Source organism: Streptococcus pseudopneumoniae (assembly GCF_001074975.1).
GTDB classification, from domain to species: domain Bacteria; phylum Bacillota; class Bacilli; order Lactobacillales; family Streptococcaceae; genus Streptococcus; species Streptococcus pseudopneumoniae_D.
The window spans coordinates 1-20622 of record NZ_JUUO01000080.1 but is presented as its reverse complement, the minus strand read 5'-3'; the positions used below and the strand labels follow the sequence as shown (position 1 = coordinate 20622).

Genomic DNA, 20622 nt, shown 5'->3' with positions numbered 1-20622 from the left:
CTCAAAGCAGTGCTTTGAGCAACCTGCGGCTAGCTTCCTAGTTTGCTCTTTGATTTTCATTGAGTATAAACAGATACTAAAAAGCCCTGTTCCTCAAGATAAGGAGCAAGGCTTTTTGAGTTTCAATTATTCTTCTGTTCCAAGGAAGTTTTTTGCAACGAGGGCTGCAAGAACACCACCAACTATTGGGGCAAAGATGAAAATCCATACTTGTTGAAGGGCTGCGCCACCTACCAAGACAGCTGGTGCCAAGCTACGAGCTGGGTTTACTGAAAGTCCAGTAATGTTCAATCCAACAAGAATCATTGCCATCAATGACAATCCAATGACCAAACCAGCAATCGCGCCATTTCCCTTGCTTTCTGATGTCACGGTCATGATAACCAAGACAAACAAGAAGGTTGCAATGACTTCAAACAAGAAACCTCCAAAGACAGTGACACCGTTTGCCAAGGCATTTTCACCAAGGCTAGCAGTTGACATACCAGAGTTAGCCAAGAGGAAGAACACAGAAGCAGATGCTAAGAAAGCTCCAACTACTTGACCTAAGATGTAGTTTACAAGCTCTGACGATGTCAAACGTTTGTTAACAAACATAGCGATCGAAACAGCTGGGTTCAAGTGGGCACCTGAAACAGTTCCGATTGAGTAAGCTGCGACTACGATTGCCAAACCAAAGGCAAAAGCAATTCCAAGGTGACCAAGGCCATCAAGACCATTTCCAAAAACAACAGCTCCTGTTCCGATGAACACAAGCATAAAAGTACCGATTAACTCAGCGACAAATTTTTTCATTTTCTTTCTCCTTTTTTCAAAAACTAGATACTAGTCTATCAAAAGTAGGATTGGTATTCAAGAAAATTGTTTGGAAAATTTTTGAAAATCATAGAACTATTATCTAATCCCTAGTATTGAAAAGACTGGATAGCTTGTTTCAAGTCATCTTGTAAACTATTTCTCTGGTCAAGTTGGACATAGACTTCCAACAAACAGGATCTGAAGTTGGAAAATTTATAAAAATCTTCCCTTTCTTCTATCGGAAAATCAACAGTTTTGATCCAAGAGGCTACTTGCTCTTGCTCCAACTTCCCTTGTAAAATAGGTTCATAGATCACTCTCGCTAAACGCCAATCCTCATCATCTGTAAAACGAATCGAAATTCTTTTAAATAGTTGGTCAAGTATGTCAAATACTTCATGAACTCTGTTTTTAGAAAAGTCTGGATGACAAACCACCTCTGTCAGTAAATCGGATCCATGTGCAAAAGCGTGAACCCAACCATACTGACTTGAAAAACCCGTTGTATCCTTTTCTTTTGAAAGATAATACAGACCTTGATTTAAAAGGACATTACGAATTCCTGATTTTAATCCCTGATAAAAAATCGATTGCTGGTTGGCATCTACAGACAAGAGATTTGCATAAATAAGCGCCCTAAAAGAACGTTCAAGGGTTGGCAGACCTACCTTATCAATTTCTTTATCTAGTCCTCCATCAGCTAAGACAACCTCAGCAATGAAATGAAATTGTTCCTGTGTAAATAGCTCTTCCTGAATCCCTCTAGCAAAACTTGTAAAAACAAGGTCATCGCGAATTTCTGGAGAAGGATCTCCCAAATGATCAAGCAAATACTGGATTTCCTCCTGATGATAACTTGGTTTTTCGTCTGCTATTTTTCTAAGTAACTCTTGATACATGGTCAATACCTCTACATTTCTAGCAACTTGATATAATCTAGGCCCCATTTCTCGACAGCATCTAAAACAACTCTGAATTCCTGCCCCATTTCGGTTAAGCTGTACTCAACTCGTGGTGGAACTTCGGCATAGACCTTTCGTTGAACAATCTTATCCTTTTCTAATTGACGGAGATGACGGGTCAAAATAGTTTGAGTAATCCCAGGCAATAATCTTTGCAATTCTTTAAATCGTTTGGTACTCGTACTCAACTGATAAATGATTACCAGTGCCCATTTCCCCGTTAAAACCCTCTGCGTTGTCGCAAATGGACAAATACCATACTCACTCACTTTATTTGTCATAAAATATCTTCTTTCTATTTTTTTAAAAAAAATTTATCTTTTAGTATCAATAAAAGTACCACTTTTGATACTAGCTATCGAAAAAGTGTCTACTTGTTTTTTTGTTTGTAACTGTTACAATTATATCATAAAAAAGAAATGGAGAATAGATATGTCAACAAACTTAGAAATTTTCAACGCTTATAACCAAGCTTTAATTGCTGGTGACTTTCCTGGTGTCTTTGAAACGATGGCAGACGATATTGTCTGGCATCAACCTGGTAATCATAGTATATCTGGTTCAGTTGTTGGTAAGGACAAGCTAGGAACTCACCTGGCTACATTTGCTGAGAAAACTAATGGAACCTTTAAGGTGGTAACAAATTGGGTTTCTGACAATGAGGATTTAATCGCAGCCAATGTTACTTTTCTTGGAACACGTGCTGATGGTACTGAACTCAATATGAACGGGATTGATCTCTTCCGTATTGAAGACGGAAAAATCAAAGAAGTTTGGCTCTTCTCTTCAGATCAAGCTGAAGAAGATAGCTTTTGGGGATAATTTAAGAAGCCAGGACAAAAAATTTTGATTTTAGGAATTCTTTATTATAAATTTTTAAAATCGATAGATTAGAAAAAAAGCGAACAAGACAGAATTCTGAGTGTCAGATAACTCGTTTTGTTCGTTTTTTATATTTAAGGTTAGACTTTTGTCCCAGACTCTTTTAATTTACTCTCCCAACTGGGCACTGTAGGCGATGATCTGATCAACTGTGTCAGACAAGAATTGGATGGTATCACGGAGTGGTTTATCTGTTGAAATATCAGCACCGATAATCATAGCTGACTCAAGTGGTGTCTTGCTACCACCTGATTTGAGGAGATTGAGCCAATCTTCAGCTCCAGTTTCTGAATGTTTCAGATGAAGGTAACCTGCAGTCGAAATCACAAGTCCAGCTGAGTAAGTGTAACTATACAAGCCCATATAATAGTGAGCTTGGCGCATCCAAGTCAAAGCTGCATCGTCGTCGATTTCAATGGCATCGCCCCAAAAATCTGTCAAAACTTCCTTCATAATGCTGTTGAGCTTGCTTGCTCCAAAGGTCTCCCCTTCTTCAATCAGTGTATAAACCTTGCGCTGGAAGGCTGCTTCCAAGAGGTGAGTAATGAAATTATGAAAGTAAGTATCTGTCAAACGGTGAGCCAGAGCGAAGCGTTTTTGACGTGGGTCGTCAGACTGGTGCTCCAAGTAATCACTGAGGAGCAATTCATTGAAGGTCGAAGGCGCTTCAACATAGTAGGTCGACATGTGGGCATTAAAGTAGCTTTGATGATTATCTGAAAAGATGAATTGACCAGAATGCCCGATTTCATGAATCAAAGTATAGACATCGCTCAAACGGCCTGTCCAGCTCATGAGAACATAAGGATGCACGCGATATGGGTCCGCTGCATAGCCACCAGAATCCTTGCCACTATTGGCAGCAAAGTCCACCCAGCGCTCTTCTTGATAGCGAGCAACTTCCTGACAATATTCTTGCCCCAAAGGTTCTACTGACTTCATGACCAAATCATAGGCGTCGTCAATAGTCACTTCAGGATTAAGAGCGCTATCCAAGTCCAATTTCCAGTCAGCAAAGGTCATCTTTTCAAGACCATTGACCTTGGCAACATGCTTGAGGTATCTCTGGGCAACTGGCGCAAAGTCCTTCATAATGAGGTCAATCTGGCGGTCAAACATGGCACGGTCCACTTCTTGTTCAGCTAGAAGATAATCAAAGACTGAGTCGTAGCCCTTCATATCAGCCAAGAGTTTTTCAGACTTTACCTGGGCTAGATAGGCTGCAGCAGCCGTATTTTGGTGCTTACGAAGTCCTTCTGAGAAGGAACGGAATGATTTCTCACGAACCTCAGCGTCCTCATGGTTTTGGTAGAAATTCTCATAGGTCACAAAGCTGTTTTTGTATGTCTTGCCATGGGCTTCAAAGTCAGCCATTTCAAAATCCCCAGCACGCATCTTAGTGTAAATGTCCTGCGGACTGTAGAAAACTTCACCGAGATTGGTCAAGGCTTTTTCCACATCAGCCCCTAGATAGTGGGCTTTTTTGATTTTGGCCTGACGAATGGCAGCTGTTAAATGTGGCAATTTACCCAAACGGTCTAAGACTTCCTCATCAGCTTCCACCAAGGCATCGTCAAAGAAGGTCAAGGCTACACTGGCAGCTGTTTCGAATTCCATCCCAGCTTGAGCAATATTGGCAAATTCGTCATTGCTATAGTCTGTCGTCTGAGGCATAAAGGCATAATTACCGATATGACTCATCTGAATGTAGATTTGTTCCAATTCTGCAAAGGATTTCTCGAAATCCTCAAAAGTACGAAGATTTCCCTTGTAGTCACGGCTAAATTGGTCGATGTCTTCACGAGCTTTCTCGATTGCACGCAAGAAATCCTCACGGTCTTGGTATAGGGCTGTTAAGTCCCAGAGTTCCTTCTCTGGAAATTCTGAACGGTGTTTTTGTTCCATTTTCTTCCTCTTATTTCTCTAATTCTAATAAAACACTAAGGGCTGATAAGGCGTAAAGTGGTGCTGTTTCTGCTCGCAAAATGCGAGGGCCAAGTCCTGCCAATACTGCTCCCTTAGCTTCAAAACTTTCGATTTCTTCAGGTGACAGACCACCTTCTGGACCAAAGATAAAGAGCAGTTTGGCTCCTTTTTCAAGACCAGAGACCGCTTGTAAGAGCGCAGCGGCTTCTCCTTCTTTTGCTGATTCTTCATAGGCCACTATGATAGAGTCAAATTGGTCCAGTTGAGCTAGAAAATCTGCTTTTTTCTCGAAAAGCTGAATACTTGGAACAATATTACGTTTACTTTGTTCTGCTGCTCCAAGGGCAATTTTTTCTAGTTTTTCAACCTTTTTACCCAATTTCTTGCCATCCCACTTGGCGACCGACCAGTCGGCAGGAAAAGCCCAAATCTGGCTGGCACCTAGTTCCGTCACCTTTTGAGTGATAAACTCCAACTTATCTCCCTTGGGAAAACCAGATGCAATGGTCACTTGAACGGGCAGTTCCACATTGTCATCTAGTTCTTCTACCAATTCAAACTGACGAGCTTCCACATCCAGCACACGCGCCAAGCGCTTAATTCCATCATCAAAGACCAAAGTAACCTCATCATCTTCTTTCAAGCGCATAACCTGAAACATATGCTTGCTGGTTTCCCTGTCCTCGATGGTGACAGGAGAGTTAGCACTGCCTTTGACAAAATACTGCTGCATCCTAGCCTCCAATCACACCGGAGATATCCTTGGTCTTCTTGAAGACACAGGCATTCCACTCCCCTTGAATCATGTGGGTTTCAAGGAAAAATCCAGCTGACTCAGCTGACTCACGCACCATGTCCCACTTGTCCTTGATTATACCACTCATGATGAGGTAGCCTTCGTCCTTGACCAAGCGATAAGCATCCTCCGTCAGATGAATGAGGATATCCGCCAAGATATTAGCCACGATAACATCTGCCTCAATTTCCACTCCTTTAAGCAAATCGCCTGGGGCTACATGGATGTTTTCCATACAAGGATTGAGCTCGATATTTTCCTGAGCGACCCGAACTGCTACATCGTCTAGGTCATAGGCGAAGATTTCCTTGGCACCTAAAAGCGAGCTGGCAATAGAAAGAACGCCTGAACCAGTCCCTACATCTAGCACTGTTTCACCACCACGAAGAACTTGCTCCAAGGCAAAGAGGCTCATCTTGGTTGTTGGGTGCGTTCCCGTTCCAAAGGCCATGCCAGGGTCCAGCTTGATAATTTTTTCTCCCGCAGTCGCCTCATAGTCCGTCCATGATGGCACAATAGTCAAATCATGAGTGATGCGAGCTGGTTCATAGTATTTCTTCCAGTTGTCCGCCCAATCTTCCTCAGCCAAGGCAGTCGTCCCCATCTTGACCTCTCCCAAATCCATAAAATCTGTCAATTCTGCCAGACGTGCCTGCAAGGCCGTCTCAACCACTGCCACATCCACCGTGTCAGGGTAGTAGGCCGTCACCACAATTTCTTCTTGTTGCTCAACCTCTGGGAAAATCTCACCAAAGCGATCCACATTTCCCACATAGTCCATGCTGTCTTCGATCGCAACACCTTGCGCTCCCAGCTCAATCAAGAGATTGGAAACCGACTCCTCTCCCTCACGCTTGACTGTAACTTTTAACTCTTGCCATGTTTCCATCATTAAAATACCAAGCCCGTAAAACACAAGACCAAAATAGAAAATTCTCTGAAGACGCTTATGTCTAAGAGAAGTTTATCTTTTTGGCACAGTGTTTAGGGCGGGTTCAGTTTAAAAATTTAACTGAACCATCCTTTCTAATCACTTACTTTTAAATAATCCCTCAATCTCCCCTGGAGCTGAGGCACTGCCTGTTTAGACTTCAAAAACTCCTCAATAGGCATCAGTTTATAGGCCTGTCCTTCATCTCCAAAGATAATATTGTCAAATTGTTCTTGTCTTAACTGACCAACCATAAAGACAGAGTGCCGACCTTCATAGAGCATACTTGGATAAACCCTACTCCAAAGCAGACAATCCTCAGTCAGATGAATCCCCAGTTCTTCATAAACTTCACGCGCCACGCACTCAAAAGGACTTTCATCACCTTCTCGTCCCCCACCTGGAAGTTCCCACATATTGGGCCAGGGAATGCTTGCCTTATCATCGCGTAAGATAGTCAAAAGCTTATCCCCACAAAACAAAGCAATCTTACAGCCTGTGAAATCAGAAATCTCTATTTCCATATTAGACTCCTTCGGTTAATTCCTTTTCCAGCTCGGCTAACCAGTTTTGATAATAGCTTTTCTCATCTCGTAACATCCGGCTACTATTCATTTTCTGTCTAGCAATCTTCATAGCCTTGTGAGTTTGAACTACATCTTTCTTTACCTTAAATTGATACCAAGCTTGAATGACCTGCATATCTGCTGTTTTTATAGATAAAAAGGATTTGACCCCTCGAATACTTGCATATTCTTCCGCTTTCTTATTATCTCCTTCCATCAAAGCAATTTGAAGAAGGTATAATTGAGAACTAGTTTTAGACATTGGATTGTCTGTTTTCTCTAGCACAGACTGAAACTGTTGCTTTGCAAGCTCTATATTATCATCCAATATGAATACCAAGCCCTGAAGAGTCTGAACACTTTCTGCAAAACTCCCTCTCACATCCTCATCAACAGACATGACAAAGTTTTTTAAATCATATTCTTGAGGAGCTATCAAGGTCTGGGCAGAATGCCTCAACATCAGGTAGGCGTATTTTGTATTTTCAGGCTGTTGTAGCAATTCCCAAATTTTTGCTCCATCGGTAATCCCAACTGGCAGAGCATTGAAAAGAAGAAGAGATAAATTTAGACAAATCCAAGTGCCTGCAAAATACCAGTTTGTTGTCAAAAAACCAAAAAGTATTGCTAATAATATCAAGCAAAGATGAACTATCAAGCCTCCTGAAAGCATTAAGATGATTCTTTGATCACTTTCATTCTCTTTTAAAGCAATATACTGAGCACCAACATTTTTTATAACTGCTGTTCGACTAAGGTGAAGCCTGCCTGACCTTTTGGTTAAAAGAAAGTTCCCTAATCCAAAAGCCACCAGACGATAGCCTGTCAGATAACCACAAAATGCATGACCAAGCTCATGAAGAATAAAGATTACATACATGCTTAGAAAAGCAAAAGCATAACCAAAACTAAAAACTAATAATGCAGAATAGCCCAACTCTGCAAATGCGATAGTTCCACAAGCAAAAGCCAGCATCATCACAAGAACAGACACTGTCTGAATCAAATACGTCACAATTTTTTTCATAAACTCTCCCAATAATCCCTAATATCTCGGATAAGGATAAAATTCCCCCTCTTCCAAGCCCACTTTTCCTTCTTCAAAGACTTCTTGGTTCCATTCCATGACAAATTCTTCTGCTTCTGGGTCTTCCAAAAAGTCCATAAGGGCATCTAGTCCAACCTCGGCAGTATCTTTAAGGAATAGCGCAAAATAAGCTAAAAATTCACGAGAAAATCCTTTTTTAGGTAGGTAAGGAATGACCGTCAAATAGTCTTCTGCATTGACTGTTGATTTGGCAGGATTGTAAAAAAGCACTGCTTCTTCAAAGAGGATATCGTCTGACGAAACCTCTCCGTCTTCATCCACCATCTCCACACCTGCAGCATTTTGCGCTTCCAATAGAAAACTCACTTCAACCGCGTGGTTGCGCTTGTCCCAACTAATCTCAAAGTCAAAGGGAAAGTTCTTCTCCAACTCTTCCTCTAAAACATCTAAAAATCCATATGTTGCCATTTTGTCCTCTTTCTATGCGACTCTTAATCGCCCCGAATACTCGGAAATATGCTAAAATAGATACTACCATCTTACCACAAAATTAGTTTATGTCCTAATTATACCATATTACCTCATTTAAACCCTTGGTATTAGTGATTTTCTTAACAGTCTGATTTCTTTATTTTTCCTGAAAAATCAATATAAAAAGCCCTCAAAAGGGCTAAGAAATCTATAAAATCAATAGACAAGTAACCAGCACAATTAGATGTGCTTTTTTATTGGCCATTCCCACGATGTCACACTTAATCTTATGCTTGCATTTTCTTATCTGCAATAGCGTCTGTCAAAGTCTGAGAAAAGTTAAGTCCCATTTCTCGTCCCAACTTATCTGCCCATCTTGGTATGGTCAAGGTCTTTTTAATTGGTTCCTGACTTCCTAAGTACTCTGATACATCAACAGATACCATAGAAATAAAAGATTTATCAAGGTCATAGGTTGACACGAAATCTTCATCATCTTTAAAAGGATCATTATCAATTAAAGACAAGCTATTGATATCTGATGGCTGGGGCAAATCTTCATCATTCTCTATCAAATCTGCAACAGTTATGCCTAACCACTCCGAACCCATAGCCAGAGCCTCAGAAATCCCCTCTCCTTGTGTAGCTGAGTATTCAAAATCCGGGAAATGAACAAAATAAGTCGCTTTTACCCCATCTGTATCATCATAATAAAATAAAGCTGGATATGTCACTAACATTTCACTACCTCCATATCAAAAAGCAGGGGCTGAATTTTACAACCCAGCTTGCTTTCTTATCCCTCTTTCAGTGTACTTATTCAGCTCACCATGAGGGATTGTGATAGGTCTTTCCCCTTGCTTCTCCATTTTAATATGGGAGCCTTTACCGCCTCTAGTCTTTATCCAACCATGAGCCGTAAGGAGTTTAACCATCTCTTTTTGTGTCATAGGCATAGCGCTTTTACCTCCTGACAACACCATTATAACACGTGCTACACGTATTGTAAAGAATGAGACGTATTATTCTCTTATACCATCAAAGATCCTAGATTCAGTTCTAAGAGCTTCTAATTTATTCATACCTATTTTTCTAATTCATAATTATTTAGAATGAACTTCTTGGTAAGCAAAATCAAGTTTAGGTTTAATGTTTTCGTACAAATCCAAAATCTCTTTTGGAGTATCTTCCCGGAAGAGAAATTTTCTTTTTCCTGAAATAACTTGATCACTAAGAATCCAATGACGAATTTGTTTTGTAAAAATCAAAACTTCCTGACTTGGTAATTCCATCATTTCCATTCCTTATCACCTCTCTTTTCATTATAGTTCATGCAATAACATTTAGCAATATTATTTCTCAAGTCAGCACTTCCACTTCTTTAGGCTCAACTATCATATTTTGAGTTTTAAGGGAAATCCATTCTCTCATGCTAATACCTCTCCTCATCAAATTAAATAGTCAAAAAGATTCTATCTTACACCCTGATTATTACAAAACCATTGAAATATCACAACTAATAGGCTAGAATGGACATAGTAAGATATATTAGATGAGTCATTCTACTCAAATCCACGTTAGAAAGGACTGCTATGCCAGACAATCTCGCGCTTCGCATGCGCCCTAAAACTATTGACCAGGTCATCGGTCAGGAGCATCTGGTCGGACCTGGAAAAATCATACGCCGCATGGTGGAAGCCAACCGCCTGTCCTCCATGATTCTCTATGGCCCTCCGGGAATCGGCAAGACCAGTATTGCCTCTGCCATCGCAGGGACGACCAAGTATGCCTTTCGAACTTTCAATGCGACAGTTGATAGTAAAAAACGACTGCAAGAAATCGCTGAAGAGGCTAAATTCTCTGGAGGATTAGTCCTATTACTAGACGAGATTCATAGACTAGATAAAACCAAGCAAGACTTCCTTTTGCCTCTCTTGGAAAGTGGACTGGTCATCATGATTGGGGCTACGACTGAAAATCCTTTCTTTTCCACTCCTGCCATTCGCAGTCGTGTTCAAATTTTTGAGTTGGAACCTCTGTCTAACCAAGACGTCAAAGAGGCTCTTCAGATAGCTCTAAATAACCCTGAACGTGGTTTTGATTTCCCAGTAGAACTAGATGAGGAGGCGCTGGATTTCATCGCAACCTCTACAAACGGAGACCTTCGCTCTGCCTTCAACTCACTGGACCTGGCTGTTCTCTCTACTCCCGAAAATGACGAGGGCATCCGCCATATCACTCTAGACATCATGGAAAATAGCCTGCAGCGGAGCTACATTACCATGGACAAGGATGGAGACGGTCACTATGATGTTCTCTCTGCCCTTCAAAAGTCTATCCGTGGCTCAGATGTTGATGCCAGTCTTCACTATGCTGCCCGCTTGATTGAGGCTGGTGATTTGCCAAGTCTCGCTCGTCGTTTGACTGTTATCGCTTATGAAGATATCGGCTTAGCCAATCCTGAGGCCCAAATTCACACAGTGACTGCTCTGGATGCCGCCCAAAAGATTGGTTTCCCAGAAGCCCGCATTCTCATTGCCAATGTCGTGATTGATTTGGCCCTTTCTCCAAAATCCAACTCAGCCTATGTAGCTATGGATAAGGCACTTGCTGACCTCAAAACATCAGGGCACTTGCCTATTCCGCGACACCTGCGTGATGGGCACTACAGTGGAAGCAAGGAACTAGGGAATGCCCAAGACTATCTCTATCCACACAACTATCCTGGAAATTGGGTCAAGCAAGACTATCTACCAGAAAAAATTCGTAATCATCACTATTTCCAAGCAGAAGACACTGGTAAATATGAACGGGCTTTGGCTCAAAGAAAGGAAGCCATCGACCGTTTGCGAAAAATCTGAAATCCTTTTCAAAAAATTGCACTTTCCTCTTGATTTTTTTTGAAAAAGTGGTATCATATAAACATAGAAACGCTGTGGTGTACGACTTCACACTTAAGTGTTGACCGACTATTTTTTGTATTATTAGGGAAACATAAGTCTTCTAACAGCATGTAGGCCGTCTCACACGGAAACAGCTTCAGTTAGAGCGAGTTGCCCACCTGCTTAATTGCGCGGGTTCAATACAAACCGTGAAGTTTCGGCACCAATACAGCTTTTTTCTTTGCCTCCTTAGCTCAGCTGGCAGAGCAGCGGACTCTTAATCCGTGGGTCACAGGTTCGATCCCTGTAGGGGGCATCTAAATCAACAGGAAAAAGCCTTGGAATCAAGGCTTTTTTGTGTAGTCTTAGCACTAAAAAACGATAGAAAAAACACCCCTTCTGAACTGCACCCCAAAAGTTAGACAGAAAAAACCTAACTTTTGTGGCGCAGTTCATTCGCGTCACATGAAGTTATTTAAGCATCTCCTTTTTTTTTATTACCATTTTATGTTATAATAAATTGTACTTCTAAAATAGAAAGGTCTTAAAATGACAACTCTTATTAAACATAAACGTGTAGAATTTTCAGAACTTTTTTATGACCTAGTTTTTGTTTTTGCAATTTCAAAAGTAACTACTTTAATTGAGCATCTTCATAACGGTATTTTGACTTGGAATTCTTTCCTTGATTTTTTCATGACTGTCTTGGTTCTCACTGATTCATGGATGATTCAAACCGTTTATACCAATCGCTATGGAAAGAACTCTTTATTTAACATGGTAATCATGTTTATCAAAATGGGACTTTTACTCTTTATAGCCAATATGATTGGACCTGATTGGCAACAATATTTTCATTATGTCTGTTGGGCTATTGGTACATTAACCCTTACCTTATTTTTTCAATATTTGGTTGAGTTTTTTAAAAAATCAACCGATAATGTTCATAGGGAAAGTATCAAAGGTTTTCTATGGATAACAGGTCTACGAAGTTTAGAAATCTATCTAGCAGCTCTTCTTCCTATTTACATTGGAGTCTATATCCTTTATGCTAGTATTCTGCTAACATTTATTACGCCAATTACCTCGATTAGTAAAGATGATCATTTCCAGATAGTTCTCCCCCATTTAATCGAGCGCATCTCCCTTCTTGTCATTATTACGTTTGGAGAGATGATTATGGAGCTAGCTAACTTCTTTACAATCGAGAATTTCTCGATTTATTCGGTTCTTTATTTCATTATTATGATTTCTCTGTTCTTGTTTTATTTTGGTCAATTCGACCATGCTATTGATGAAAAATCTAATCAAAAGGGACTATTTCTAATTTACAGTCACTATCCTATTTTCATTGGACTTCTTATGATGACCGTTTCGATGAGTTTTCTTCTGAATCCTGAAACTAATCTTCTCTTTGCAACCAGCTTCTTTTATATCGGATTTGGCCTCTTTCAAGCTGCTGTCCTAGTAAATGGGCCCTATAACAAACACTATCTTCGCTATTCGAAAAGTTACTACTGTGTCCAAGCGACACTCTATCTGGCTGCCTTTATTCTCTCTTTAATCTTTGCTTCTAATCCTATAATAGTAGTGAGTATAACAACCATTTTAGCTCTAGCTATAGCTATTCATTCTATTTATTTTTATATGACACAGACTAAAAAACATTCCACACCTTACTGGGAGTTGTTTTAATGAGTTTATAGCATTAAAAAAGCTTTGGAAACCAAGGCTTTTTTGCTTGCCTATCTAAACTTTTTCATAAGGTATTTTCGTACAGGTGCTTCAATGGTTTGAACAATTTCAAATCCTTCTTTTTTATAGAGGTTCTTGGCTGCTTGATTTGTCTCGAAGACATTTAGAGAAATACTATCTATGTCTCCATTTTCAAATGCCAAACTAACAAATTTCCTCACAGCCTGGCTACCTAGTCCTCGCCCCTGTTTCTGAGGATTGATTAAAAAGCGTCCGACATGAAGATTGCTGTCTTCTTGCCTGATTTTCTAGATAAGGCCGATAAACTCTTGTTCATCAAAGATAGAACAAACTCCTTCCAAGTCTTGCAAGGCTTGGATAGTCAAGGGGAAAGGAATCATTGTTCCCATCCATTGTTCTTGAAAGGATTTGCCAAGGGAGTTGGACCATCGGCATAAGACTTGAGCGTTTTCTATGCTCACCTTTTCTTCAAAACGAATTATCATCTTTGCCTCACCATCTTATCTATGTTTCTCCATTATACTACTTCTCCCATTTTTTACGAATAGATAAGTATGATTGATTTTTATTTTTTTCTTGTCGGGAGTATTCTCGCTTCCTTTCTTGGTTTGGTTATTGACCGTTTTCCAGAGAAATCCATTATCCAACCTGCTAGTCACTGCGATTCCTGTCAGACTCGCTTGCGTCCCTTAGATTTGATTCCGATTCTCTCGCAGGCCTTCAATCGCTTTCGCTGTCGCTACTGCAAGGCTCGCTATCCTGTCTGGTATGCCCTCTTTGAACTAGTCTTAGGACTCATCTTTCTGCTTTACTCTTGGGAATTACTTTCCTTGGGGCAAGTCGTCCTAATCACCGCTGGTTTGACCTTGGGCATCTACGACTTTCGCCATCAGGAATATCCCTTACTGGTCTGGATGACTTTCCACCTAATCCTCATGACTTCCTCTGGCTGGAATCTGATTATGGTCTTCTTCCTTGTCCTTGGAATTTTGGCTCATTTTATCGATATCCGCATGGGTGCAGGGGATTTCCTCTTTTTAGCTTCTTGTGCTCTCGTCTTTAGTGCGACCGAATTACTCATCTTGATTCAGTTTGCTTCTGCGACGGGGATTCTAGCCTTTCTCCTGCAAAAGAAAAAGGAAAGACTTCCTTTCGTGCCTTTCCTATTACTCGCTGCTTGTGTGATTATTTTTGGTAAGCTACTGCTTGTTTGATAAAGTCCTGAATCGGCTCTCCTTGGTGGAGAGCTTTTACAATTTTCGAACCAACGATAACACCATCTGACACCGCATTGAAGCGTTCTACATCAGCTTGACTAGATACGCCAAAACCTGTCAAAACTGGGATATCGGCCTCTTGATGCAATTGTGCCAAGTGCTTGTCCAAATCTGCACGGTAATTGCCAGATTTCCCTGTCACCCCATTGATGGCAACCGCATAGACAAATCCTTCTGCCCCTTTAATTAATTCTTTCTGGCGCTCAATCCCTGTGGTCAAGCTTACTAAAGGAATCAAAGCAATGTCTGTATCTGCCAAAAATGGTTCTACAAAGTTGGCATGCTCGTGAGGAAGGTCTGGAATAATCAAGCCCTTAACCGCTGTATCTGCCAAATCTTTGACAAAGTTCTCCACACCGTACTGAAAGAGGGGGTTGAAGTAGGTCATGATGACCAGCGGAACCTCTGTTTGAATGGTTTTTAAGGTTTCAACCAAAGCCTGGGTAGAGGTCCCGTGGGCTAAACTGCGCAAGCCAGCTTCTTCGATAACATGTCCATCTGCAACAGGGTCTGAAAAGGGAATGCCCACTTCAATTGCAGAGACACCCAAATCTTCTAAAAAGTGTATTGTTTCTCCGAGTCCATCCAAACCTTTCTCGTGGTCTCCAGCCATGATATAGGGAACAAAAATTCCTTTTCCAGTTGCTTTAATAGCATTTAATTTTTCTGTTAGTGTCTTAGGCATGAGCTTCTCCCTTCTTTGCTGCATCTGCTTCCAAGCGGTCTTTGACTTGAACCACATCCTTATCCCCACGACCTGATAGGCAGACAATCATGGACTTGTCTGGACCGAGTTCTTTGGCTAATTTCACCGCAAAGGCGATAGCATGGCTAGATTCCAAGGCTGGGATAATCCCTTCCACACGAGACAAGAGCTGGAATCCTTCCAAGGCTTCTTCGTCTGTCACAGGAACATAGCTGGCACGTTTAATATCGTGGTAGTGAGAATGCTCTGGACCGATACCAGGATAGTCCAAACCTGCTGAGATAGAGAAGGCTTCAAGAATTTGACCATGGGCATCTTGGAGCACATCCATGAGAGAACCGTGAAGAACACCAGGACGACCCTTAGTCAAGGTAGCTGCGTGGTGCTCTGTGTCTACACCAAGTCCAGCTGCTTCAGCCCCATACATGGCTACTGACTCATCTTCTACAAAGGGATGGAAGAGCCCGATAGCATTAGACCCACCACCAACACAGGCTACTAAGGCATCTGGTAGATCTTGTCCTGTCAAGTCACGGTACTGTTGTTTAGCCTCTCGACCAATGACACTTTGGAAGTCACGAACGATTTCTGGGAATGGATGAGGTCCCAAGGCAGAACCAAGGATATAGTGGGTATCATCGATATTAGCTACCCATGAACGAAGAGCTGCATTGACCGCATCCTTGAGCACGCGCGAACCGTCTGTCACTGCCTCGACCTTAGCTCCCAAAAGCTCCATACGAAAGACATTGAGGGCTTGGCGTTTAACATCTTCCTCACCCATATAGATGGTACATTCCATGTTAAAGAGGGCCGCAGCTGTTGCAGTTGCTACACCGTGCTGACCAGCACCAGTTTCAGCGATAATTTTCTTTTTACCCATGCGTTTAGCCAGAAGAACTTGTCCCAAGGCATTGTTAATCTTGTGAGCCCCTGTATGGTTAAGGTCTTCACGTTTGAGATAAATCTTGGCTCCGCCGATATGCTGAGTCAAGTTTTTTGCGTAGTAAAGAGGAGTTTCACGTCCCACATACTGGCGCAAAAGTTGGTTCAATTCCTCTTGGAAACTTGGGTCTGCCTGACTTTCACGATAAGCCTTCTCCAACTCCAAAACTGCCGTCATCAATGTTTCTGGGACAAAACGTCCACCGAATTTTCCGTAAAATCCATCTTTATTTGGTTCCTGATATGCCATGCTTTACCCTCTCTATAAATCTTCTAATCTTTTCATGATCTTTTTGTCCGTCTGTCTCCACTCCGCTTGATACATCTACTGCATAGGGAGTAAAGTGTTGAATTGCTTTTACTACATTGTCTTCATTAAGCCCACCTGCGATAAAGAAAGGCTGAGTTAGTCCAATCGTATCCAGTTGAGCCCAGTCAAAGGTCTGGCCACTCCCAGCCACAGGGGCATCAAAGAGTAGATAGTCTGCCTGAGAATTGGGCACATGACCCTCTCCATCCACCTGCACAGCCTGAATACTGGCACAAGGTAAATTCTCAAATAAATCATCTGCCACCTGACCGTGAACTTGAACCAAGTCCAAGCCAACTTTGTCAATCGCTTCTAGCAGTTCTGCCCAACTTGGTGAAACAAATACACCAACCTTTTTGACATCTGCAGGAATAAGCTTTGCCAGCTCAGCAGCCTGATCCAAGGTCACCTGTCTTTTACTAGGTGCGAAGACAAAACCGATGTAATCTGCTCCTGCTGAAACGGCTGTTGCCACCGCTTCTTTGGTCGATAGTCCACAAATTTTAACCTTTGTCAATCTGCAACTCCTTGATTCTCTGGGCTACATCTTCTGCCTGCATAAGAGCTGTCCCTACCAAAATTCCGTTAAAGTATGGTGCTACTCGTTCCGCATCCTGCCCTGTGAAAATAGCAGATTCAGAAATGTACAAGCAATCATCTTTGAAATGTTTAGCCAAATCTACACTGGTCTGCAAGTCAACTTCAAAGGTAGTCAAATTGCGGTTATTGACTCCGATAATCTGGGCACCAAGGCGGTGAGCTACCTCTAGTTCAGCTAGATTGTGGGTTTCCACCAAGACTTCCAGACCAAGCTCTGTCGCATAGTCATACAGTTCCTTGAGGCGTTCTTCGGACAAGGCTGCCACAATGAGCAAAATGACTGTTGCACCTTCATTGCGAGCTCGAATGATTTGCTTTTCATCGATGATAAAGTCCTTGTTAAGCGTCGGAATCTGTACCTGACTGGAAATTTCCCGTAGATAATCCAAATGTCCTTTAAAGAAAACTTCATCTGTCAGAACAGAAATCATCACTGCTCCGTTTGCTTCATAAGTCTGGGCCTGTTGCACAATATCCACATCGAGATTGATATCTCCCAAACTAGGGCTAGCTTTCTTGACCTCAGCGATTACCTGTAAACGGTCTTGATGATTCTTCAAAAATTCTGCCAAGCGATAGGTCTGGCGCAGGGGCTGGATTTCCTCCAGCTCCATCTGCTCAACCTCACGCGTCTTCTGCTCCAAAATTCGTGCTAAAAATTCCTGACTCATTTTTGGTACTCCTGTAACAGTCTGAGTTTTTCAAGGGCCTTGCCACTAGCAATGACTTGACGGGCCAAGGCAACTCCATCCTTGATACTAGCTACCTTACCATTAGCATAGAAACCAAGACCAGCATTTAAAACTGTCGTTTCCAAGAATGGACTTGGTTCATTTTTAAGAACGCTGAGCAAAATTTCTGCATTTTCCTGAGCGTTGCCTCCACGAATATCTTCGATAGCGTAGCGCTCCATCCCCAAATCCTCTGGAGTAAAGCTTGACAAGGTGATTTCGCCATTCTCAAGAAGTGCAATCTTGGTTGTTCCATTCAAACCAGCTTCATCCAATCCTTCTGGCCCAGCAACCACGATGGCACGCTTGCGACCCATATTTTTCAAAACCTGAGCTGTACTTTCTAGAAGTTCTGGACGACTAATTCCAAGAAGCTGTGTTTCCAAAGCCATTGGATGAATCAGTGGACCAGTCAAGTTCATGATCGTTGGAATTCCTAGTTCCAAACGAGCTGGCATGATGTATTTCATAGCTGGGTGCATATTTTTAGCAAAGAGAAAGACGATTCCAGTTTTATCAAAGACCTTACCTAGTTCAGCTGGTTTGAGGTCTAGGTTGATGCTCAAGGCTTCGAGAACATCTGCAGAACCAGATTTAGAAGAAATCGAGCGGTTACCGTGTTTTGCCATGTGGACACCGCCGCCAGCCAAGACAAAGGCTGCAGTTGTCGAAATGTTAAAACTGAAGGACTTGTCCCCACCTGTACCACAGTTGTCCATGGCATCATGAATCTCAGTTGGAATATGTTGGGCATGTCCTCTCATGACTTGGGCAATGGCTGTGCGTTCTTCAGGTGTTTCCCCCTTCATCTTAAGAGCCAAAAGGAGAGAAGCAATCTGCGCTTCCGTTACACGCCCAGTTACGATACGCTCAATGACATCCGTCATTTCCACACCTGATAAATTTTCAAATTTTGCTAGTTTTTCAATAATCTCTTTCATCCTAGTTTCCTCACTTTACAACCTTCTCGATAAAATTCTGAATAGAAGACAAGCCGTCTGGCGTTCCGATACTTTCTGGATGGTACTGGAAGCCATAAATCGGTAGATTTTTGTGTTGAATCCCCATGATGGCTTGGTCATCAGTCGAACGAGCTGTCACTTCAAAGTCTTCTGGCATTTCTTCAATTAAAATACTGTGGTAACGCATGACCGCACGGCCATCCTCGATACCTTGATACAAAACAGATGGCGCTTCAAAGCTGATATTACTCTGTTTCCCATGCATGACTTTTGGAGCCAAACCTAACTTACCACCAAAGACTTCTGCAATGGCTTGGTGGCCCAAACAAATTCCAAGAATCGGCTTCTTGCCAGCAAAATCACGAATCATGTCTTCCATCTTACCAGCATCAACTGGCCAACCAGGACCAGGAGAAAAGACCAGACCATCTGCTTTTTCAGCTTCTTCATACAGCTTGGGATCATCATTTCTCAAGACCTGAACTTCTGCAAAATTCCCAATGTACTGCGCCAAGTTATAGGTAAAAGAATCATAGTTATCAATCAATAAAATCATGGTCTTAGTTCTCCAATTCTAGTCATAGATTTAGCCTTGTTAATGGTTTCTTGGTATTCGTTTTGGGCGATAGAATCGTAGACAATCCCTGCCCCAGCCTGCACATAGGCTGTTTGATTTTTGAGAATCATGGTTCGGATGGCAATGGCGAAATCCATATCACCCGTCGCAGACAAGTAGCCGATTGCTCCTGCGTATACGCCCCGTTTTTCTGTTTCCAGTTCATAGATGCGTCTCATCGCGCGAATTTTTGGTGCTCCAGAAACAGTTCCAGCAGGAAGTGTTGCTTTCAAGGCATCCATAGCAGTGAGTTCTGGAAGCAAACGCCCCTTGACCACACTGGTCAAATGCATAACATAACGGAAGAGCTCCACTTCCATATACTTGGTGACTTGGACACTAGCCGTTTCAGAGATGCGGCCAATATCATTACGACCCAAGTCTACTAACATCCGATGCTCTGCTGTTTCCTTCTCATCCGAAAGCAGGTCTGTCGCCAAGACCTTATCTTCTTCATCCGTCGCTCCTCTTGGTCGCGTTCCCGCAATCGGATTGGTTGTCACGATACCATTTTTGACTGAAACCAAACTTTCAGGACTGGCACCGATGATTTGATAATCCCCAAAATCATAGAAATAAAGATAATTAGAAGGATTAGTCACGCGGAGATTTCTGTAGAAGTCAAAAGGATTTCCAGTAACCTCTGCTGAGAAACGCTGACTGAGCACACATTGGAACATATCTCCATTACGAATCAAGTCACGAGCTGTTTCCACCATTTCCTCAAACTTATGAGGAGCGATATGGGGTTTGAAGTCGAGCGGAGATAAATCCAAGTCTTCAAATTCATTTGGAGCAGGAATGCGTAATTCCTCAAGCACTTGGTTCAAGGCTTTTTCCAAGTCTTCTTGACTACGCTCACTATAGAGAGCATCCTCGATGACATGGATTTTTTCCTTCTTGTGGTCAAAGACCATGTAACTCTCATAGACAAAGAAATGCATGTCTGGCGTCCCAATGGTATCTTGAGGGATTTGACCGATTTCTTCATAAAGAGAAATCATATCGTAACCCACAAAACCAATGGCTCCTCCACCAAAAGGTAAATCTGAATGGTGCTGGCTCTTATGAGTCACTTCATAAAGGAAATCCAAGGGATCACGATCAATCACTTGCCCATTTTGATAAAGAACTCCATTTTCAAACTTAATCTCAAAAACTGGATTATAGGCTAAGATAGAAAAACGAGCTGTTTCCTTGTCTCTAGGAATACTTTCTAAGATAACCTTGTGTTGCCCCTTTAGGCGCATATAAGCCAAGATTGGTGATAAGACATCTCCATGAATGATTCGTTCCATTGTCATTTCCCTTTCGATTCTAATTCTAGTTGGTAGCGACTGTATGAAAAATCCCCACGCAAAATAACTTGCGTGAGGACGAAATTCGCGGTGCCACCTCAATTATAGGATTTCTCCTATCTCTCATTCCTGTCTCATACTCAATGAAAATCAAAGAGCAAACTAGGAAGCTAGCCGCAGGCTGTACTTGAGTACGGTA

At 41.9% G+C, this 20622-nt stretch carries 23 protein-coding genes, 1 tRNA gene and 1 pseudogene; 5 read left to right on the top strand and 20 right to left on the bottom strand.

The window, feature by feature from the left end:
* Positions 1-126: 126 nt before the first annotated feature.
* The 3 genes from ADI86_RS03910 to ADI86_RS03900 form a co-directional block, all read right to left on the bottom strand.
* Positions 127-795, bottom strand: a complete 669-nt coding sequence (locus tag ADI86_RS03910; protein WP_049531876.1) for an MIP/aquaporin family protein — start codon at positions 793-795, stop codon at positions 127-129.
* A 110-nt stretch (positions 796-905) separates the two neighbouring features.
* Complete coding sequence (locus tag ADI86_RS03905; protein ID WP_049531875.1) at positions 906-1697, bottom strand: DUF2785 domain-containing protein; 792 nt, start codon at positions 1695-1697, stop codon at positions 906-908.
* Positions 1698-1708: 11 nt separating this feature from the next.
* The gene (locus ADI86_RS03900; protein ID WP_049531874.1) at positions 1709-2041 is read right to left on the bottom strand and encodes a winged helix-turn-helix transcriptional regulator; all 333 of its coding nucleotides are present in this window, start codon (positions 2039-2041) and stop codon (positions 1709-1711) included.
* Positions 2042-2192: 151 nt separating this feature from the next.
* Between ADI86_RS03900 and ADI86_RS03895 the strand changes: the two genes are divergently transcribed.
* Positions 2193-2582 (top strand): nuclear transport factor 2 family protein, encoded by a 390-nt coding sequence (locus ADI86_RS03895; RefSeq protein ID WP_049531873.1) that lies wholly within the window; start codon positions 2193-2195, stop codon positions 2580-2582.
* A 168-nt stretch (positions 2583-2750) separates the two neighbouring features.
* Here the strand turns inward: ADI86_RS03895 and pepF are convergent, their stop codons facing one another.
* The 9 genes from pepF to ADI86_RS03850 form a co-directional block, all read right to left on the bottom strand.
* Positions 2751-4547 (bottom strand): oligoendopeptidase F, encoded by a 1797-nt coding sequence (gene pepF, locus ADI86_RS03890; RefSeq protein ID WP_049531872.1) that lies wholly within the window; start codon positions 4545-4547, stop codon positions 2751-2753.
* Between the two features lie 10 nt (positions 4548-4557).
* Positions 4558-5301 (bottom strand): 16S rRNA (uracil(1498)-N(3))-methyltransferase, encoded by a 744-nt coding sequence (locus ADI86_RS03885; protein ID WP_049531871.1) that lies wholly within the window; start codon positions 5299-5301, stop codon positions 4558-4560.
* A gap of 1 nt (position 5302) precedes the next feature.
* Positions 5303-6253 carry a 50S ribosomal protein L11 methyltransferase gene (gene prmA, locus ADI86_RS03880; protein ID WP_080983167.1) on the bottom strand — a complete coding sequence of 317 codons (951 nt, stop codon included), beginning with the start codon at positions 6251-6253 and terminating at the stop codon, positions 5303-5305.
* A gap of 137 nt (positions 6254-6390) precedes the next feature.
* A complete protein-coding gene (locus ADI86_RS03875) occupies positions 6391-6819 on the bottom strand; it encodes an NUDIX hydrolase (RefSeq protein ID WP_049531869.1) in 429 nt (142 codons plus the stop codon).
* Position 6820: 1 nt separating this feature from the next.
* Positions 6821-7888 carry a M50 family metallopeptidase gene (locus ADI86_RS03870; protein WP_049531868.1) on the bottom strand — a complete coding sequence of 356 codons (1068 nt, stop codon included), beginning with the start codon at positions 7886-7888 and terminating at the stop codon, positions 6821-6823.
* A gap of 18 nt (positions 7889-7906) precedes the next feature.
* Complete coding sequence (locus ADI86_RS03865) at positions 7907-8377, bottom strand: DUF3013 family protein (protein WP_049531867.1); 471 nt, start codon at positions 8375-8377, stop codon at positions 7907-7909.
* 290 nt (positions 8378-8667) lie between these two features.
* Positions 8668-9120, bottom strand: a complete 453-nt coding sequence (locus tag ADI86_RS03860) for a type II toxin-antitoxin system HicB family antitoxin (RefSeq protein WP_049531866.1) — start codon at positions 9118-9120, stop codon at positions 8668-8670.
* A gap of 36 nt (positions 9121-9156) precedes the next feature.
* On the bottom strand, positions 9157-9336 hold the full coding sequence (locus tag ADI86_RS03855) for a type II toxin-antitoxin system HicA family toxin (RefSeq protein WP_001132287.1): 180 nt from the start codon (positions 9334-9336) through the stop codon (positions 9157-9159).
* A gap of 147 nt (positions 9337-9483) precedes the next feature.
* A complete protein-coding gene (locus ADI86_RS03850; protein WP_049531865.1) occupies positions 9484-9681 on the bottom strand; it encodes a hypothetical protein in 198 nt (65 codons plus the stop codon).
* A gap of 291 nt (positions 9682-9972) precedes the next feature.
* Here ADI86_RS03850 and ADI86_RS03845 point away from each other — a divergent pair, with 291 nt between their 5' ends.
* The 3 genes from ADI86_RS03845 to ADI86_RS03835 all read left to right on the top strand — a co-directional run bounded on the left by ADI86_RS03845 (position 9973) and on the right by ADI86_RS03835 (position 12957).
* Positions 9973-11241, top strand: coding sequence for a replication-associated recombination protein A (locus ADI86_RS03845; protein WP_049531864.1), 1269 nt, complete (start codon positions 9973-9975; stop codon positions 11239-11241).
* A 264-nt stretch (positions 11242-11505) separates the two neighbouring features.
* Positions 11506-11578: transfer RNA gene (locus ADI86_RS03840), tRNA-Lys, on the top strand.
* 233 nt (positions 11579-11811) lie between these two features.
* Positions 11812-12957, top strand: coding sequence for a low temperature requirement protein A (locus ADI86_RS03835; RefSeq protein ID WP_049531863.1), 1146 nt, complete (start codon positions 11812-11814; stop codon positions 12955-12957).
* 50 nt (positions 12958-13007) lie between these two features.
* On the opposite strand, the pseudogene ADI86_RS03830 reads toward ADI86_RS03835, so the two are convergent.
* Positions 13008-13463: pseudogene (locus tag ADI86_RS03830) on the bottom strand (GNAT family N-acetyltransferase).
* Positions 13464-13532: 69 nt separating this feature from the next.
* Here ADI86_RS03830 and ADI86_RS03825 point away from each other — a divergent pair.
* Positions 13533-14192: a prepilin peptidase gene (locus tag ADI86_RS03825; protein WP_049531862.1), complete on the top strand. Its 660-nt coding sequence runs from the start codon at positions 13533-13535 to the stop codon at positions 14190-14192.
* Here the strand turns inward: ADI86_RS03825 and trpA are convergent.
* Genes trpA through trpE form a run of 7 tightly spaced genes read right to left on the bottom strand, consistent with a single transcriptional unit; the run spans position 14164 to position 20423 of the window.
* Positions 14164-14940: a tryptophan synthase subunit alpha gene (trpA, locus tag ADI86_RS03820; protein ID WP_049531861.1), complete on the bottom strand. Its 777-nt coding sequence runs from the start codon at positions 14938-14940 to the stop codon at positions 14164-14166. The genes ADI86_RS03825 and trpA overlap by 29 nt on opposite strands.
* Entirely contained in the window at positions 14933-16156 is a 1224-nt protein-coding gene (gene trpB, locus ADI86_RS03815) for a tryptophan synthase subunit beta (protein ID WP_000331265.1), read from the bottom strand. Before trpB ends, trpA begins: the two co-directional genes overlap by 8 nt.
* Complete coding sequence (locus tag ADI86_RS03810) at positions 16134-16733, bottom strand: phosphoribosylanthranilate isomerase (protein WP_049531860.1); 600 nt, start codon at positions 16731-16733, stop codon at positions 16134-16136. Before ADI86_RS03810 ends, trpB begins: the two co-directional genes overlap by 23 nt.
* Positions 16720-17487: an indole-3-glycerol phosphate synthase TrpC gene (gene trpC / locus ADI86_RS03805; protein ID WP_049522043.1), complete on the bottom strand. Its 768-nt coding sequence runs from the start codon at positions 17485-17487 to the stop codon at positions 16720-16722. Before trpC ends, ADI86_RS03810 begins: the two co-directional genes overlap by 14 nt.
* Positions 17484-18488 (bottom strand): anthranilate phosphoribosyltransferase, encoded by a 1005-nt coding sequence (trpD, locus tag ADI86_RS03800; RefSeq protein ID WP_049531859.1) that lies wholly within the window; start codon positions 18486-18488, stop codon positions 17484-17486. The genes trpC and trpD overlap by 4 nt, the downstream gene beginning before the upstream one ends.
* Positions 18489-18498: 10 nt before the next feature.
* Positions 18499-19065, bottom strand: coding sequence for an aminodeoxychorismate/anthranilate synthase component II (locus ADI86_RS03795; protein ID WP_049531858.1), 567 nt, complete (start codon positions 19063-19065; stop codon positions 18499-18501).
* On the bottom strand, positions 19062-20423 hold the full coding sequence (trpE, locus tag ADI86_RS03790; RefSeq protein WP_049531857.1) for an anthranilate synthase component I: 1362 nt from the start codon (positions 20421-20423) through the stop codon (positions 19062-19064). Before trpE ends, ADI86_RS03795 begins: the two co-directional genes overlap by 4 nt.
* Positions 20424-20622 lie beyond the last annotated feature (199 nt).